A 14,457-nucleotide genomic window follows, 5' to 3' on the forward strand; every position below is an offset into this window, starting at 1 on the left:
CTCGATATCAATCGCCGCACCCACCGCCTTCAATCTTCTTATGTAAATAGTATTTTCACATATGGATACATTTTGCAAATAAAAAGAGGCGGCGTAGTCGGCCCGTCCTTCGCCACAGACCACGCGAAAATACGCTATAGCTTTCGCACCAACGCGGTTTGTTGAGAGGAGAATTGAGATGACGACAGTCAAATTGCTGGATGATGCGGAAGCCGAGGCTATCCCTGCGGTCAAGGCCGTGTTCGACGACATCCGCACCGTCAGAAAATCCGATTTCGTCAATAATTTCTGGCGCGGCCTTGCCAATGATCCAGCACTTTTGAAGCGGACCTGGGAAGGGCTGAAGGCGGTGATGATGACTGAGGGTGCGCTTGATCCGCTGGTGCGCGAGATGATCTATATCGCCGTATCCACGGCCAATGGCTGCAGCTACTGCGTCCACTCGCATACGGCCGCCGCCAGGGCAAAAGGCATGACGGACACGCAGCATGGCGAATTGCTGGCTGTCATCGGTCTTGCCGGACAGACCAACCATCTGGTGACGGCGATGCAGATCCCCGTCGATCCGGAATTCGACGTCGGCCGCCCCTGATATTGCAAAAAGAGCCCGCCGACATCAGCCGGCGGGCTCCTCGATAGATCACAGGATGTTTTTAGCGATCCGACTTTTCCGTCGCTTGGCCCGTCACCGCAACGGCGACGACATCGACGCCATTGCTGACGGCCAGGAGCCGTTTGCGGACGAGAACGCCCATCACCCGGGCAGCGGTCGAAAAGGTCATCGTATCCAGCGGACCTTCGCCTGCCCAGGGCTTGGTCAGGCGCTCGGTAACCGCCGAAACGATATTGTTCGGCACGATGTCGGTGCATTCGCGCATGGCTTCAAAAACGACGCTGACGGGGAAAATTCTCCCGTCGAACGTCACGATCGGTTCAGTGACCTCCGCATCCCATTCCTCGAATGCATAGAGCGCTTCGCGGAAGAGCTGCTGCAAGGTAATGGGGGCATGACCCTCATGAAGGGGCGGCAAGGCATTCGACATGTCTGTCTCCTTTCAAGTGGAAGTCCGGCGCATAATAAAGAAACTAATCGGCCTCTCGCCGAGGCCCACGCGCTGCTTCTGGGTCTGGCGCACCCCGAAATATTCGATCGGGCAAGCGGCGCGGCAAACCATCTTCTGTAACCGGCGCAACGCGGGAACACACAAAATGTTCCCACCGGTCACTTAACTTGATCAAGTCTATAGATTAATCTCGACTTGAAAAGCCTCTTTCTAAATTTTCTGCAATTCCCTATATTTTTGAATGGCTTCGCCGTAGAGCGAAATCGAACTCTGATTTGATGATACGTGCGAATCCTCTCCTGGTTGCGAGGAGGCAGCCATAAGCAAATGAGCACCCACATGATCATGACGGCACCATGAACCGGAGAAAACTCGGAAGAGTGTTCTGGATAGATCCAATCCATCGCTGATATGCACAATTCGCATGCAATCAGATTCTCGAATGCACAATAATATATCATTCCTATAGAAAATTAGTTCTCCATCGGGCGCAGCTCAAAAAGAGTTTTTCTAAAGTGCGGCGCACAACAAATGATCCTGCTTCGCGTCAATGGCGAGCGTCTGAAATGATTGAGCCTGTCAACGAGACAATGGCGTCTCAATCACATGGAACAGGATTTCCCATGACGAAAAAGTCTTCTCAGGGTCTCGATGCACTGCGCTTCTCGCGCCGGACCGGCCTTGCAGCCCTCATTGCCTCCGCTGTCGCCGTCGTCGGCTTGACGGTCGCCACCCCGTCCTTTGCCGCCGACAAGACGATCAAGGTCGGCATCATCAGTGGTGAAGACGAAGACGTCTGGCGCGTGGTCACCACCGAAGCCGCCAAGAAGGGCCTGAAGATCGAAACCGTCGTCTTCAACGACTACACCCAGCCAAACGAAGCGCTGGAGCGCGGCGAAGTCGACGCCAATGCCTTCCAGCACCAGCCCTATCTCGACAACCAAATCAAGCAGCACAGCTATCACATCGTCCGCGTCGGCTATACGGGCGTCTGGCCGATCGGCCTTTACACCAAGAAGTACAAGACCGTAGCCGAGCTGCCGAAGGGCGCTGTCATCGGCGTGCCGAACGATCCATCCAACGAGGGCCGCGCGCTCCGCGTGCTGCAGAACGAGGGCGTCATCAAGCTCAAGGACGGCACCGGCATTCTCGCCACCATCGCCGATATTGTCGAGAACCCGAAGAATGTCGAAATCAAGGAACTCGACGCCGGCATCGTCGGCCGCTCGATCGACGACCTCGACGCTGCCGTCGTCAACACCGACTGGGCGCTGAAGAGCGGACTTTCGCCGAAAGACCGCATCGCGCAGGAGCCGATCGACGGCAATCCCTACCGCAACTTCATCGCCGTCAAGCAGGGCAATGAGAATGAGGCCTGGGTGAAGACGCTGGTTTCCGCCTACCAGAACGACACGGTCAAGGCCGAATTCGAGAAGGTCTACAAGGGCACTGGTCTCAGCGCCTACTAATAGCAATTCAGCGCCGGGGGCTGCGCTGGGAACCAAGGCGGCATGGGCATCTTTTGCTCCGGCCGCCTTCGGTGTTTTCCGATGGGATGCGATGGAGTGTAGTGAAAGTTGGCTGAGGAGTTCGCGGAGAGTGTGCACCCCCCCTCTGTCACTGCGTGACATCTCCCCCACAAGGGTGGAGATTGTTAACGCGCGGCAAGCCATCGCCAAACAACAAGCATCGCATCTGCTGACACCCAGCTGATTTGATTTATAGAGCGCGCAACATACTCCCAACAATCTCCCCCCTTGTGGGGGAGATGTCACGAAGTGACAGAGGGGGGTGTAACGGGCTCGGCAAACTTAAAGGCTGATTTTTTACAAAGAGAACCACCATGAATTCCTTCATTCCCGCCACCGCCATCGAGGGGCATGCGCCGCCTGGCTCACCGAACAATGACGAGATCATCCGCCTCGTCGATGTCCACCGCCGGTTCGGTACGACTCCGGCGCTCGACGGTGTTTCGCTGAGCGCCCGGCGTGGCGAGATCGTCGGCATTATCGGTCGCAGCGGCGCCGGCAAGTCGACGCTGATCCGCTGCCTGAACGGGCTGGAGCGGGCCGATAGCGGCGAGATCCATATCGAAGGACGAGATATCGCCGACCTGTCGGAAAGGGAACTCCAGCCGTTGCGCCGCCGCATCGGCATGATCTTCCAGCATTTCAATCTGCTGTCGGCAAAGACGGTGGAAGAGAATGTTGCCCTGCCGTTGAAGATCGAAGGTGTGGCCAAGGCCGAGCGCCTGAAACGTGCCCGCGAGCTACTCGATCTCGTCGGTCTCGCCGACAAGGCCAAGGCCTATCCCGCGGCTCTCTCGGGTGGGCAGAAGCAGCGTGTCGGCATTGCCCGGGCACTCGCCGCCCGCCCAGCACTTCTCCTCTCCGACGAAGCCACCTCCGCCCTCGATCCCGAGACAACGCGGTCGATCCTGGCACTACTGAAGGATATCAATCGTAAGCTCGGACTGACCATCCTGCTCATCACCCATGAGATGGAAGTGGTGCGCTCGGTTGCCGATCGGGTCGCCGTCATCGATGCCGGCAGGATCGTCGAGGAGGGAGCCGTCTGGTCGGTGTTTGCCAATCCGCAGGCCGAAATCACAGCAAGCCTGCTCAGCACCATCCGCCCGCAACTCCCCGAGCACATTGCCGAACGGCTGTCGCAGACGCCGGGTGCCGAGGCTATTCTCAGCATCGACCTCGCCGGCCCGGCCGCGCAAGGCGCGCTGTTCGCCGAACTCTCGGCGGCGCTGCCGCATTCCTTCCGCCTCGTTCATGGCGGCATCGACCATATCCAGAATCAGCCCGTCGCCCGCTTCTTCATTGCGGTGCCGACGCGCGACCCAGCGCTGCCGGCGCAGGTGACGGATTTTCTGACGGCCCGGTCCGCCCGGGTGGAGGTTCTAGGCTATGACAACTGACATCATCCTCGGCCTGCTCTGGCGCTCCTTCTGGGAAACCATCTGGATGACCGGCGCATCCGGCCTGCTCTCGCTCGTCATCGGCCTGCCGCTCGGCCTTGCCTTGGTCGTGACCAGCCGCGACGGCATCGCCGAGCAGCTCACCGTCAACCGCATCCTCGCGGCCCTGGTCAACGGCTTCCGCGCCGTACCTTTCGTCATCCTGCTGATCGCACTGATCCCGCTGACCCGGCTGATCGTCGGCACGGCGCTCGGCACCACCGCGCCATCGTGCCGCTCACCATCGCCGCCATCCCCTATTACGCGCGCATCGCCGAGGTATCGCTGCGCGAAGTCGATCGCGGCCTGATCGACGCCGTGCGCGCCATGGGCGGCAATCGCTGGACGATCATCCGCGAAGTGCTGGTGCCGGAAGCCCTGCCCGGCATCGTCGCCGGCTTTACGGTGACACTGGTAACCCTGATCGGTGCTTCCGCCATGGCCGGCACCATCGGCGGCGGCGGCCTCGGTGACCTTGCAATCCGCTATGGCTACCAGCGCTTCGAGACCGGCGTGATGATCGCCGTCGTCGTCGTGCTGATCATCCTCGTCTGCGGCATGCAATGGCTCGGCGACCGTCTGGTCGCCAAGCTCGATCATCGCTAGGCTCAGGACCTACTAAATCGCCTAGCCGAAACCTAGGTTAGGTAGATTTGCAGTGTGAGGAGCCGCTGCCAGTGAGTGATTACAGGGGCGCGGCGTTGATGATTGAGCCTTCCAGAAGGCGAAGGCGCTGCTCGGCGACATGGGCTAAGACGCGGGCTGGTTCCGCGTCGCCCTCACCGAACGCGGGATCACGCCCTGCATCCCATCAAAGGCCAATCGCAAGATCCGGATCGAGTACGACAAGGTCCTCTACCGCCAGCGCCACAAGATCGAGAACATGTTCGGCAGGCGCAAGGACCGGCGGCGCGTCAAAACCCGTTACGACCGACGCGCCCAGACCTTCATGTCCGCCATCTGCGTTTAGGCGTTCGCAGCCGGGTTCATCCATACGATTTCCCAAACATAGCCATCTGGGTCTTCAACGTGGCGGTTATACATGAAGCCAAGATCCTGTGCTGGGTTGGGATCTGCACGACCGCCCGCCGCAACCGCGCTGGTCAGTGTTGCATCGACGGCGTCGCGGTTATCAACGGTGAGGACGATCAATACCTGGCTGTCGCGCCGGGCGTCACCGATCGGACGCGTGGTGAATTCGCGGTAGTGGTCATGGGTCAGCAGCATCACCCCGATCGTGTCCGAGAACATGAGCGAGGTGGAGTTCTCACCCGAAAACTGCGGGTTCACAGTGCCGCCTAGTGCCACGTAGAACGCCGTCGACGCCGACAGGTCACGGACAGGCAGGTTCACGAAAATCATTTTGGACATCAATGTCTCCTTCTCCAGGGCTACGCTATTGTCTTGCTGCAATGTAAGTAGATACAATATATCTTGACGTCAAGATAAATTGTATAAGGGAATATTTGCCATGGATCGCGCCGAGGCCGCAGCTACGCAATGGGCGCGAGCGCGCCGATCTTCCAATGTTGCCCATTGAAACGGTAGGTCGTTTGCTTGATGTCGCCGCACGCGTAATCTGCGGTCATATGAACCCGTTACTCAAAGAAGTGGGCCTGAATGTAGGTGAGTTTGATGTGCTCCTGCCGCTCAGGCGTGCCGGTGGACCCTATATGCGTTCACCTACGTAGCTCTACGGATCGGCAATGATCTCCTCGAGCGGTATGACGAGCAGCTTGGACCGACTAGAATGCGCTGGGCTGGTTGAACGACGCCCCAATCCCAACGACCGACGCGGCAAGAAAATTGCTCACCGGCCTCTAGGTCATTGTCCACGTCAGCAATCACCTCTCCCTTAGAATCAATGAGTCCTGACCCTAGGTGAACGCTTAGCCACGATGACGGAATGCGGCTGCCGGATGACTGGACGGCAGCCGCCCATCGCCCCGGCCGAAGAGCTTCTGGCGCAACGTGCCCTCGGCATAATCCGCCTTGAACAAGCCGCGTTCCTGCAGCACGGGAATGACGAGATCGACGAAATCCCGCAGGCTTTCCGGCGCAACCGTGCGCGCCAGATTGAAGCCGTCGATGCCGCCCTCCTCCATCCATAGCTGAAGACGATCGGCAATTTGTTCGGGCGAGCCAACCATCGGCTTCTGCCGGCTGCCGAGCACCATCTGGTCGATAATCTCTCGTGGGGTCATCGCCGGCTTGCCGCTCGCCTTGCCGGTCACAACGGCAAGAGCCGCCTGCTGCGCATTCGTCGTCTTCTGTTCGATCGGCTCGTCGAGGCCGAACTTGGAGAGATCGATGCCGATCGAGCTGGAGTAATGGGCGAGCGACGCCTCGACGCTGGCGTGGCGGCGATAATCCTCCAACTTGTCCTCGGCCTCCTTCTCGGTTCGCCCGACAACGACGGTGATGAGATTGAGGATACTGAGATCGTCGGCACGCCGACCGAAATCCACGGCCCGCTGCCTGAGCGCATCCGTCATCGGCTTGGCACCCTGCGGCGCGGGGCTGGCAATGAAGACGCATTCGGCATGTCGCGCGGCAAAATCCTGGCCTCGCGCCGAAGCACCGGCCTGAAACAGCAGCGGCGTGCGTTGCGGTGAAGGCTCGCTCAGGTGAATGCCCTCCATCCGATAGTGCTGCCCTTGATGGTGGACGGCGCGCACCTTGGAGGGATCGGCAAACAGCCCGCCCGTCTTGTCGCGCATGACCGCATCATCGTCCCAGCTTCCCTCCCAGAGCTTGTAGACGACCTCCAGATATTCTTCGGCAGCATCATAACGGGTATCGTGATCCGGCTGGCGCTCCATCCCCATGCTGCGGGCGGCGCTGTCGAGATAGCCGGTGACGATGTTCCAGCCGATGCGACCCTTGGTCAGGTGATCGAGCGTCGACATCCGCCGCGCGAAGAGAAAGGGCGGCTCATAAGTCGTATTGACGGTGACGCCGAAACCGAGATGCTTGGTCACATAGGCCATCGCTGAGAGCGGGATGATCGGATCGTTGACGGGGATCTGCGCGCCGGTGCGGATCGATGTCTCGGGGCTGCCCTTATAGACATCATAGACGCCAACGATATCGGCGAGGAAAATGCCATCGAGCTTGCCGCGCTCGGCCGTGCGCGCGAAATCCACCCAGTGGTCGAGATCGGTATAGTTCAGCGATAGGTCGCGCGGATGCGTCCAAAGGCCGTGATTGATATGCCCGACGCAGTTCATGTCGAAGGCGTAGATCTGCATCGGCTTCATTGCACTGTCCTCAACCTTTGAATTCATCGTCCCGCCTGTTTTCCATCATCAACCGCAAAAAGATCCGGAGTTTCGCGATATTTGAAAGCAGGTTGCGACGGATGACCCGAATCCGGAATTTTGTATCTCTATATTTTCTATCAATTTCACGATCATTAGTGCGGATCAGCTGTCATGTCAGCGACTAAAGACCATTTCGAAACACCATGCCCCGGGGGAAACATGACCATCAATCGACGCAATCTTCTGACCACCACGGCCGTCACCGTTTTTGTCGCAACGTTCGGCTCCTATGCAAGTGCCGCCGACGTAACGCTCAACATCGGCTACCAGCCGATCGTCGAGCCTTCGCGCGTGCCGCAGGCCGATGGCGACTATGAAAAGGCGACCGGCGCGAAGATCAGCTGGCATAAATTTGACGGCGGCGCCGATGTTGTTGCCGCCATCGCCTCTGGCTCGATCGATATCGGCTATGTCGGCTCCTCCCCGCTTGCCGCCGCCGCCAGCCGCGAATTGCCGATCGAAGCCATCTACGTCGTCGGCAATATCAGCGATGCGGAAGCACTTGCCGTCAAGGGCATCGACAAGCCGGAGGATCTGAAGGGCAAGAAGATCGCAACACCCTTCGTCTCCACCTCGCACTACAGCCTGCTGACAGCGCTGAAGCATTGGAACATCGATCCTAAGACGGTGCAGATCCTCAACCTGCGCCCGCCGGAAATCGCCGCCGCCTGGGAGCGCGGTGACCTCGATGGCGCCTATGTCTGGGATCCGGTTCTGTCGCAGATCAAGAAGAACGGCAAGATCCTCGCGACATCGGGCGATGTCGCCAAATGGGGCGGCCCGACCTTCGACGCCTGGATCGTCAGCAAGAAATTCGCTGACGCCCATCCGGAGATCGTGACCAGCTTCGTTCAGGTCACAGGTAAGGCCTATGCGTCCTACCATGCCGATCCGGCAAGCTGGAACGCCTCGTCGCCGCAAGCCGCCAAGATCGCCAAACTCACAGGCGCCAAGCCGGAAGAAGTGCCGGAGCTGCTGAAGGGCTATTATTTCCCGACGCTCAAAGAGCAGGCGAGCGCCGAATTCCTCGGCGGCGACACTACGAAGGCCATCGCCCAGACTTCCGCATTCCTACTGGAGCAAGGCAAGGTCCCGGCAGTGTTGAAAGACTATGCTCCCTACGTCAACGCCAAGTTCGTCACCGACGCGGCCAAGACCGGTCTTTGATCCACGCTTTCGGCGCAGGCAGGATTCCCTGCCTGCGCCTATTCTATTGGAGTCCCCACATATGAGCATCCTCTCCCTGCAATCCGTCTCGCTGAATTTTCCCGGCGACCGCCGCCGGCAGGATGCCCGCCGTGTCCTCGACAATCTGACGCTGCATATCGCCTCCGACGAATTCGTCACCGTCATTGGCCGCTCCGGCTCGGGCAAGACCAGCCTGCTCAATCTCGCTGCCGGCTTCCTCGCCCCCACCGAAGGGCGTATTCTTGTCGACGGCAAGGAGATCGACGGACCGGCGGCCGATCGCGCCGTCGTCTTCCAGGACGACGCGCTCTACCCCTGGCTCAATGCCCGCGACAACATCGCCTTTCCGCTGCGTCTGCACGGTATCGCGAAGGAAGAACGCCGCCGCCGCGCCGATGGGCTGCTCGCAAAAGTCGGCCTGGAAGGTGCAGGCGACCGCAACATCTGGGAGCTCTCCGGCGGCATGCGCCAGCGGGTCGGCATCGCTCGGGCGCTCGCCTCCGATCCGCGTTTCCTGCTGATGGACGAGCCACTCGGCGCGCTGGATGCGCTCACGCGCACCCGCATGCAGCAGTTCCTGTTGAAGGTCTGGGCGGAAAGCGGCACCGGCGCCTTGCTCATCACCCACAGCATCGATGAGGCCCTGTTGCTCGCCACCCGCGTCATCACCCTGACGCCCAATCCCGGCCGCATCACCGCCGACATCCCACTGTCCTTCGGCAAGCGCTACCTTGCCGGCGAACCGCTTGCCGAAATTAAGGCTTCCACCGAATTCAAGCGGCTGCACGATGAGCTGACAAGCCTGATCCACGACGAGAACGAGGAGGAGGCAGCTTGACCGCCGATATCGAAAAGATCGCGACCGTCGCCGCCAAATCCGACGTCGTGCCTGCAGCCAAGAACAGCTCGTCCGGCTCGACACTGTGGATCTCGCTCGCAACCGTGCTGGCGCTGCTGGTGATCTGGGCTGTTGCAGCCGCCTATAGCGTCGTCTCGCCGGTGTTCCTGCCCTCGCCGTGGACCGTCGCCAAGGCGCTCTACGCTCTGAACGTCACCGGCTTTGTCGATTCGACGCTTGTCGAACACGCCTTCGCTAGCCTGCTCAGGATTTTCGGCGGTCTCGCCGCCTCGCTGGTCATCGGCATCCCCGCCGGGTTGGCGATTGCCACCAGCCGTGTCGGCAAGGGCATCCTCGACCCGATCGTCGAATTCCTGCGGCCGTTGCCGCCGCTTGCCTATCTGCCGTTGGTCATCATCTGGGTCGGCATCGGGGAGGCATCGAAGATCACCGTCATCGCGCTTGCCATGCTGCCGCCGATCATCCTGTCGACCGCCGCCGGCGTGAAGGCGGCCCCCGTCGACTATGTCAACGCGGCACGCTCCTTCGGTGCCAACCGGCTACAGGTGCTGCGCCACGTCATCCTGCCGGGCGCCATCCCCTCAATCCTCACCGGCATCCGCATCGCGCTCGGCGCGGGCTGGTCCACGCTCGTCGCCGCCGAGCTGGTCGCGGCGTCGCAGGGCCTAGGCTTCATGATCCAGTCGGCCGCGCAGTTCCTGGTGACTGATATCGTCATCAGCGGCATCATCGTCATCGCGCTGATCGCCTTCCTGTTCGAGATCACGGTCCGGCTGATCGAACGCCGCCTGGTGCCCTGGTCGGCCCATCGCTGAGCCGACCGATCTGGCCTTTATTCCTGCTCCGAGCGTGCGGCGGAATTCTGCCGCGCATCGAGATTGAGCATCGGCACAGAACCGTTCGGCAGCATGGTAGTCGGCAGTTGCCCGTTCCACTTTTCCGCCTGGGTCAGGAAGATCAGGTTGGGATTGTCGCGAAGCGCATCGCCCCGCGCCTTGATGGCCTTCGCCTCGGCATCGCCACGAAGCTGGATCGCCTCTGAATCGGCTTCCGCCTGTAGCCGTACAGAGTCGGCCTGCGCTTGCGCATCGGCGCGACGGGCGTCGGCGGCGGCTTCGGCCTGCGTCACCGTGATTTGCGCCTGCACCTTTTCGCGCTCGGCGTTCTGCCGCAGCTTCTGGACTTCGACCTCGGCCAGCATGCGTTGCTCGATGCTGTTCTCATAGGCGTCGGAGAAATCGATATTCTCGACCTGAACACTGTCGATCTGCACCGGCCCCTGAATGCCGGCCTCGATCGCCGCCTGAACGTCGGTGTTGAACTGCGCCCGGTTCTGGATGACGGAGGCGGCGGTGAACTTGCCGAACACCGTCTTCACGTCCTGCGGCGCACGCCGCGACACCAGCCGCGATTCCAGATTACTGAGCGAGCCGTACTCAGAATAGACCTTCTCGACCGCATCCGGCGGCACATGCCAGGAGATGGTCACGCGCATGTCGGCCGGCTGCTGATCCTGCGAATAGGCCTGCATCTGCGGATGCTCGCCGGCCTCGCAGCCCGCGCCGGTCTGGCAGGTCCAGTAGGTCACCTGCTGTGTCACGGGGATTTTGACGACGGTTTCGATCCAGGGCAGCTTGAAATGCAGGCCCGGTTCAGCCGTGCCAACCATGGCGCCGGTGCGCAGGATGACGCCGCGCTCGCCCTGGTCGATCGTGTACCAAGAGCTGAAGACGAGCATAATGATAGCAATAATGGCAGCAACGCCTACAAAGACGGGCAGCCCCCCTTTGGTTGCCGCATACGCCACGTCGATTTCCCGGTTCGCCATCTTTGTCCCCACCATTTCCTCAATGGCCGAGACATAGATGAGTCGGAGTGAGAATGCACCCGCCCAGGTTTAGGCGGCAAATCCGTATCACTTTTCAGTTCCGGATGACCGGCTTCGACCGCATTCGCGACACGGTCTCCCGCTCCGCCCGCTTGCAGCGCATCGGCGGCAGGCCGCGATCCATCAGGTCCATGTCCTCCAGCACCATATCGCCCATTTTCTTGAAGGCACTGTCGAGCGCGCCGGCACGATGCGCCGATCGGATGAAGCCCTTGAGGCTGCGGACCGGATGATCCCCGCTGAGCGGCTCCTCCGGATAGACATCGCTCGCCGCAACGATATGCCCGGATGCAACCGCCGCCATCAGGGCTTCGAAATCCACGACATCGGCGCGGCTGAGCAGGATGAAACCCGCTCCCTTGCGCATGCGCGCAAAGGCCGTCCCGCCGAGAAAGCCCTTGTTTTCGCTGGTGACGGAAGCGACGACAAAAACGAAATCGCTGTCCGAAAGCACCTCGTCGAGGCTGGCCGGCTGAACGCCATGTTCCCTGAGGATCGACGGCGGCATCCAGGGATCGAACACCCTGACCGTCGCGCGGAAACCGGTCAGCAGCCGGTTCAGCGCCTTGCCGAGATCCCCGAACCCGACAATGCCGATCTCGCTGCCCGAAATCTGCCGGGCCTTGGCATTGCCATCACCGCCCCAGAGCTCCTTGCCCTCGCGAAAATCGACATCGGCATCGACGATGCCGCGTGCAAGGCTGAGCGCGAAACCAAGCCCGATCTCCGCCACCGGTTCGGCAAAGACCTGCCCGGTGGTCACGACATGGATGCCGCGCTCGAAGAGCACATCATAGGGCATGTTGTTGATGAGATTGCTCTCGACATTCAGGATGCAGCGCAGGCGCGGCATGCGGTCCAGCACTTCCTTCGAGAGCGGCGGCTGGCCGATGATATAGCTGGCCTCGCCGAGTACATCATCGCCGAGCCCGGCAATATCCTCCGAATCCGCCTCGACGATCCGATATTTCGAATGGAGGAGCAACAGCGCATCCTTGCTGAAGATAAGCTCGAGCGAGCGCGGTTCGGGTGCGCTGATGGCCAGGGGCCTGTTGTCGGTCGACATGATCGTTTCCTCCCTATTTCGAGGCGCGATCCAATATCATTCGACGGACCAAATCAATCAGTCCTCGGCCTCTTCCCCCGGCATTCCGACAGAGAAGGCGCAGATGCGCGAGAGATAGGTTTGCGGTAGGCCGGTTTCGGTGCCCCAGGCATTGAACTGGTCCTGAATTAGCCTGAAATCTTTCTTGCCCGGCTTCGTTTCCGAAATCGGCAGGCCGGCAAGGCGCAGGCAGACGAGCACATCATGGCTCGTGACGAAACTGTCGCGACCGATGGCGCGCAGGAAATATTGGCCGCTCATGCCGCCGAGCCGGTCGGCGCGCTTGTCGAGCACGGCAAGCAGGCCGATATGATCCTCCACCGGCCAGTCGGCGAAGAAATGCCCGGCGCTGCCATGCTCCTCGGCAAGCTCACGGATGAAGTGGGCATTGGCCCGCACCGACATGATCTTGGCGCCGTTACGCACCACGCGTGTATCGGAGGTCAGGTCGTGCCAATAGTCATCGGGCACGAAGTTGAGGAAGGCGGGATCGAAACCGGAGAAGGCCGCTTCGAAACCCGGCCATTTGGAATCGATGATGTTGCGCACGAAGCCAGCATAGAAAACATAGCGCGTCATTTCCGACAGCAGTCGATCGTCTGGCGTGAGGCGTAAAACTCCGTGATCCGGCACCTTCGGCATAAGCGCCCTCAGCGCTTCGGCCCCGCCCTTGCGCTTCTCCGCCCGCTCCTGAATCTCCGCGAAGCTGCCCATTCGCCGCCCTCCATTTTGGGTTCGAAGTCTTCATGATCTTGGCCCACTCCGCAAGATGCGAAAGCCGGAATCGAAAAGGCCGGAGCAATGCCCCGGCCTTTCCATTTCTCATTGAAAATGCGTCCTATTCCGCTGGCGCTTCCGCGACCGGCCGGCGAGCGATGGTCGCCTGTGTCAGCAGGAAGGCGGCAACGGCGCAAAGCGCTATACCACCGGCCATGGGCAGAGCCGTGCCGTCGAAGAACAGGCTGGCAATGATCATGGCGATAGCAGCGGTGACGAATTGCAGCGTGCCCATTAGCGCCGAGGCCGTGCCGGCAATCGCGCCGTGATCCTCCAGCGCCAGTACCGCCGTCGTCGGGATGACCAGGCCAAGGAAGCCGTAGCCGACAAAGAGGAACACGACCAGGATCGGCAGCTGGCTGAAGCCAAGGCTCATGACCACCAGCATTGCCGCCATGACGGCAGCAAAGCCGGTGACGGCGATCCGCATCACCCGCAGCAGGCCGAAACGCTCGCCGAGCCAGCCGGTGAGCTGCGACACGGTGAAGAAGGAGACGGCGTTGACCGAGAAGGCGAAGCTATATTCCGTCGGCGTCAGGCCGTAATGGTCGATCAGGATGAACGGCGAATTGGCGAGATAGACCAGGAAGCTGGAAATGCCGAGACCACCGATAAAGCTCAGCGTCAGGAAATTGCGGTCACCGAGCAGCAGGCGGTAGGCCGCCATGGCACTGCGCAGGCCGCTCTCAGAACGCTCCGCCTTCGTCCGCGTTTCCTCAAGCTGGGTCGACAGCAGGATGAGGCCGATGATCGCCGCGATCGTCACGGCCCAGAACACGCCGCGCCAGCCATAAAAGGCGATGACGGCGCTGCCCGTCAGCGGGGCAAGGATCGGCGAAATGCTGAACACCAGCATCAATAGCGACATCAGCCGCGCTGCCTGAACGCCGGTATGCATGTCGCGAACGATGGCGCGCGGCACCACCATGCCCGCCGCACCGCCGATGCCCTGCAGGAAGCGGAAGGCGATCAGCGTCTCGATATTGCTGGCCGTGGCGGCGCCGACGCTTGCCACCGCAAACAGGCCGATGCCGATGTAAAGCGGCGCCTTGCGGCCCCACATATCGGACAGCGGCCCATAGAGAAGTTGAAAGATGGCGAAGGGAATGAAGAAGAACAACAGGCTCAGCTGAACGACATTGTTCTCCGCCGCAAGATCCTTGCCGATCGACGGCAGAGCGGGGAGATACATGTCGATCGCAAAGGGACCGATGGCCGAAAGCAAGCCGAGAATGATCGCATAGCGAAGGAAAGACGTCGTCATGAGGATGATCTTTCAGAAAGT

15 protein-coding genes and 1 pseudogene are annotated in these 14,457 nt (G+C 60.6%); 9 read left to right on the forward strand and 7 right to left on the reverse strand.

Annotated features, from left to right (window positions below; translation table 11 throughout):
• The first annotated feature begins 178 nt into the window (after positions 1–178).
• Positions 179–592 carry a carboxymuconolactone decarboxylase family protein gene (locus HB780_RS20630; RefSeq protein WP_183695839.1) on the forward strand — a complete coding sequence of 138 codons (414 nt, stop codon included), beginning with the start codon at positions 179–181 and terminating at the stop codon, positions 590–592.
• Positions 593–653: 61 nt separating this feature from the next.
• Here HB780_RS20630 and HB780_RS20635 read toward each other — a convergent pair whose 3' ends face one another.
• Positions 654–1,043: a BRA0787 family protein gene (locus HB780_RS20635; protein ID WP_183695842.1), complete on the reverse strand. Its 390-nt coding sequence runs from the start codon at positions 1,041–1,043 to the stop codon at positions 654–656.
• Positions 1,044–1,687: 644 nt separating this feature from the next.
• Between HB780_RS20635 and HB780_RS20640 the strand changes: the two genes are divergently transcribed.
• The 4 genes and pseudogenes from HB780_RS20640 to HB780_RS33370 all read left to right on the forward strand — a co-directional run bounded on the left by HB780_RS20640 (position 1,688) and on the right by HB780_RS33370 (position 5,002).
• Entirely contained in the window at positions 1,688–2,533 is an 846-nt protein-coding gene (locus HB780_RS20640) for a MetQ/NlpA family lipoprotein (protein WP_183695845.1), read from the forward strand.
• A gap of 374 nt (positions 2,534–2,907) precedes the next feature.
• Positions 2,908–3,993, forward strand: coding sequence for a methionine ABC transporter ATP-binding protein (locus tag HB780_RS20645; RefSeq protein WP_183695848.1), 1,086 nt, complete (start codon positions 2,908–2,910; stop codon positions 3,991–3,993).
• Positions 3,983–4,638 (forward strand): annotated as a pseudogene (locus HB780_RS20650) (methionine ABC transporter permease). Before HB780_RS20645 ends, HB780_RS20650 begins: the two are co-directional and overlap by 11 nt.
• 199 nt (positions 4,639–4,837) lie before the next feature.
• Complete coding sequence (locus HB780_RS33370; protein WP_353622966.1) at positions 4,838–5,002, forward strand: transposase; 165 nt, start codon at positions 4,838–4,840, stop codon at positions 5,000–5,002.
• On the opposite strand, the gene HB780_RS20660 is transcribed toward HB780_RS33370, so the two are convergent.
• Complete coding sequence (locus HB780_RS20660) at positions 4,999–5,403, reverse strand: VOC family protein (RefSeq protein ID WP_183695851.1); 405 nt, start codon at positions 5,401–5,403, stop codon at positions 4,999–5,001. The two genes, HB780_RS33370 and HB780_RS20660, sit on opposite strands and share 4 nt — an antisense overlap.
• Before the next feature lie 353 nt (positions 5,404–5,756).
• Between HB780_RS20660 and HB780_RS33375 the strand changes: the two genes are divergently transcribed.
• On the forward strand, positions 5,757–5,891 hold the full coding sequence (locus tag HB780_RS33375) for a MarR family transcriptional regulator (RefSeq protein WP_353622967.1): 135 nt from the start codon (positions 5,757–5,759) through the stop codon (positions 5,889–5,891).
• Between the two features lie 30 nt (positions 5,892–5,921).
• Here the strand turns inward: HB780_RS33375 and HB780_RS20670 are convergent, their stop codons facing one another.
• Positions 5,922–7,292, reverse strand: coding sequence for an LLM class flavin-dependent oxidoreductase (locus HB780_RS20670; protein ID WP_183695854.1), 1,371 nt, complete (start codon positions 7,290–7,292; stop codon positions 5,922–5,924).
• A gap of 222 nt (positions 7,293–7,514) precedes the next feature.
• Here HB780_RS20670 and tauA point away from each other — a divergent pair, with 222 nt between their 5' ends.
• The 3 genes from tauA to HB780_RS20685 all read left to right on the forward strand — a co-directional run bounded on the left by tauA (position 7,515) and on the right by HB780_RS20685 (position 10,217).
• Positions 7,515–8,522, forward strand: a complete 1,008-nt coding sequence (gene tauA / locus HB780_RS20675; RefSeq protein WP_183695857.1) for a taurine ABC transporter substrate-binding protein — start codon at positions 7,515–7,517, stop codon at positions 8,520–8,522.
• Between the two features lie 61 nt (positions 8,523–8,583).
• A complete protein-coding gene (locus HB780_RS20680; protein ID WP_183695860.1) occupies positions 8,584–9,381 on the forward strand; it encodes a taurine ABC transporter ATP-binding protein in 798 nt (265 codons plus the stop codon).
• On the forward strand, positions 9,378–10,217 hold the full coding sequence (locus HB780_RS20685; RefSeq protein ID WP_183695865.1) for an ABC transporter permease subunit: 840 nt from the start codon (positions 9,378–9,380) through the stop codon (positions 10,215–10,217). The genes HB780_RS20680 and HB780_RS20685 overlap by 4 nt, the downstream gene beginning before the upstream one ends.
• A 17-nt stretch (positions 10,218–10,234) precedes the next feature.
• Here the strand turns inward: HB780_RS20685 and HB780_RS20690 are convergent, their stop codons facing one another.
• The 4 genes from HB780_RS20690 to HB780_RS20705 all read right to left on the reverse strand — a co-directional run bounded on the left by HB780_RS20690 (position 10,235) and on the right by HB780_RS20705 (position 14,436).
• On the reverse strand, positions 10,235–11,230 hold the full coding sequence (locus tag HB780_RS20690) for a prohibitin family protein (protein ID WP_183695868.1): 996 nt from the start codon (positions 11,228–11,230) through the stop codon (positions 10,235–10,237).
• Positions 11,231–11,324: 94 nt separating this feature from the next.
• Complete coding sequence (locus tag HB780_RS20695) at positions 11,325–12,356, reverse strand: hydroxyacid dehydrogenase (protein WP_183695871.1); 1,032 nt, start codon at positions 12,354–12,356, stop codon at positions 11,325–11,327.
• 57 nt (positions 12,357–12,413) lie between these two features.
• Complete coding sequence (locus HB780_RS20700; RefSeq protein WP_183695874.1) at positions 12,414–13,109, reverse strand: DNA-3-methyladenine glycosylase I; 696 nt, start codon at positions 13,107–13,109, stop codon at positions 12,414–12,416.
• A gap of 124 nt (positions 13,110–13,233) precedes the next feature.
• Entirely contained in the window at positions 13,234–14,436 is a 1,203-nt protein-coding gene (locus HB780_RS20705) for a multidrug effflux MFS transporter (RefSeq protein ID WP_183695877.1), read from the reverse strand.
• Positions 14,437–14,457: the final 21 nt, after the last annotated feature.

The organism is Rhizobium lusitanum (assembly GCF_014189535.1).
GTDB classification, from domain to species: domain Bacteria; phylum Pseudomonadota; class Alphaproteobacteria; order Rhizobiales; family Rhizobiaceae; genus Rhizobium; species Rhizobium lusitanum_C.

Excerpts from the sequence above, each read along its gene's own strand:
- HB780_RS20635 (WP_183695842.1), bottom strand. The coding sequence starts at position 1,043 with ATGTCGAATGCCTTGCCGCCCCTTCATGAGGGTCATGCCCCCATTACC.
- HB780_RS20660 (WP_183695851.1), bottom strand. The coding sequence starts at position 5,403 with ATGTCCAAAATGATTTTCGTGAACCTGCCTGTCCGTGACCTGTCGGCG.
- HB780_RS20695 (WP_183695871.1), bottom strand. The coding sequence starts at position 12,356 with ATGTCGACCGACAACAGGCCCCTGGCCATCAGCGCACCCGAACCGCGC.
- HB780_RS20670 (WP_183695854.1), bottom strand. The coding sequence starts at position 7,292 with ATGAAGCCGATGCAGATCTACGCCTTCGACATGAACTGCGTCGGGCAT.
- HB780_RS20640 (WP_183695845.1), top strand. The coding sequence starts at position 1,688 with ATGACGAAAAAGTCTTCTCAGGGTCTCGATGCACTGCGCTTCTCGCGC.
- tauA (WP_183695857.1), top strand. The coding sequence starts at position 7,515 with ATGACCATCAATCGACGCAATCTTCTGACCACCACGGCCGTCACCGTT.
- HB780_RS33375 (WP_353622967.1), top strand. The coding sequence starts at position 5,757 with ATGACGAGCAGCTTGGACCGACTAGAATGCGCTGGGCTGGTTGAACGA.
- HB780_RS20705 (WP_183695877.1), bottom strand. The coding sequence starts at position 14,436 with ATGACGACGTCTTTCCTTCGCTATGCGATCATTCTCGGCTTGCTTTCG.
- HB780_RS20630 (WP_183695839.1), top strand. The coding sequence starts at position 179 with ATGACGACAGTCAAATTGCTGGATGATGCGGAAGCCGAGGCTATCCCT.
- HB780_RS20645 (WP_183695848.1), top strand. The coding sequence starts at position 2,908 with ATGAATTCCTTCATTCCCGCCACCGCCATCGAGGGGCATGCGCCGCCT.
- HB780_RS20700 (WP_183695874.1), bottom strand. The coding sequence starts at position 13,109 with ATGGGCAGCTTCGCGGAGATTCAGGAGCGGGCGGAGAAGCGCAAGGGC.
- HB780_RS20680 (WP_183695860.1), top strand. The coding sequence starts at position 8,584 with ATGAGCATCCTCTCCCTGCAATCCGTCTCGCTGAATTTTCCCGGCGAC.
- HB780_RS20690 (WP_183695868.1), bottom strand. The coding sequence starts at position 11,230 with ATGGCGAACCGGGAAATCGACGTGGCGTATGCGGCAACCAAAGGGGGG.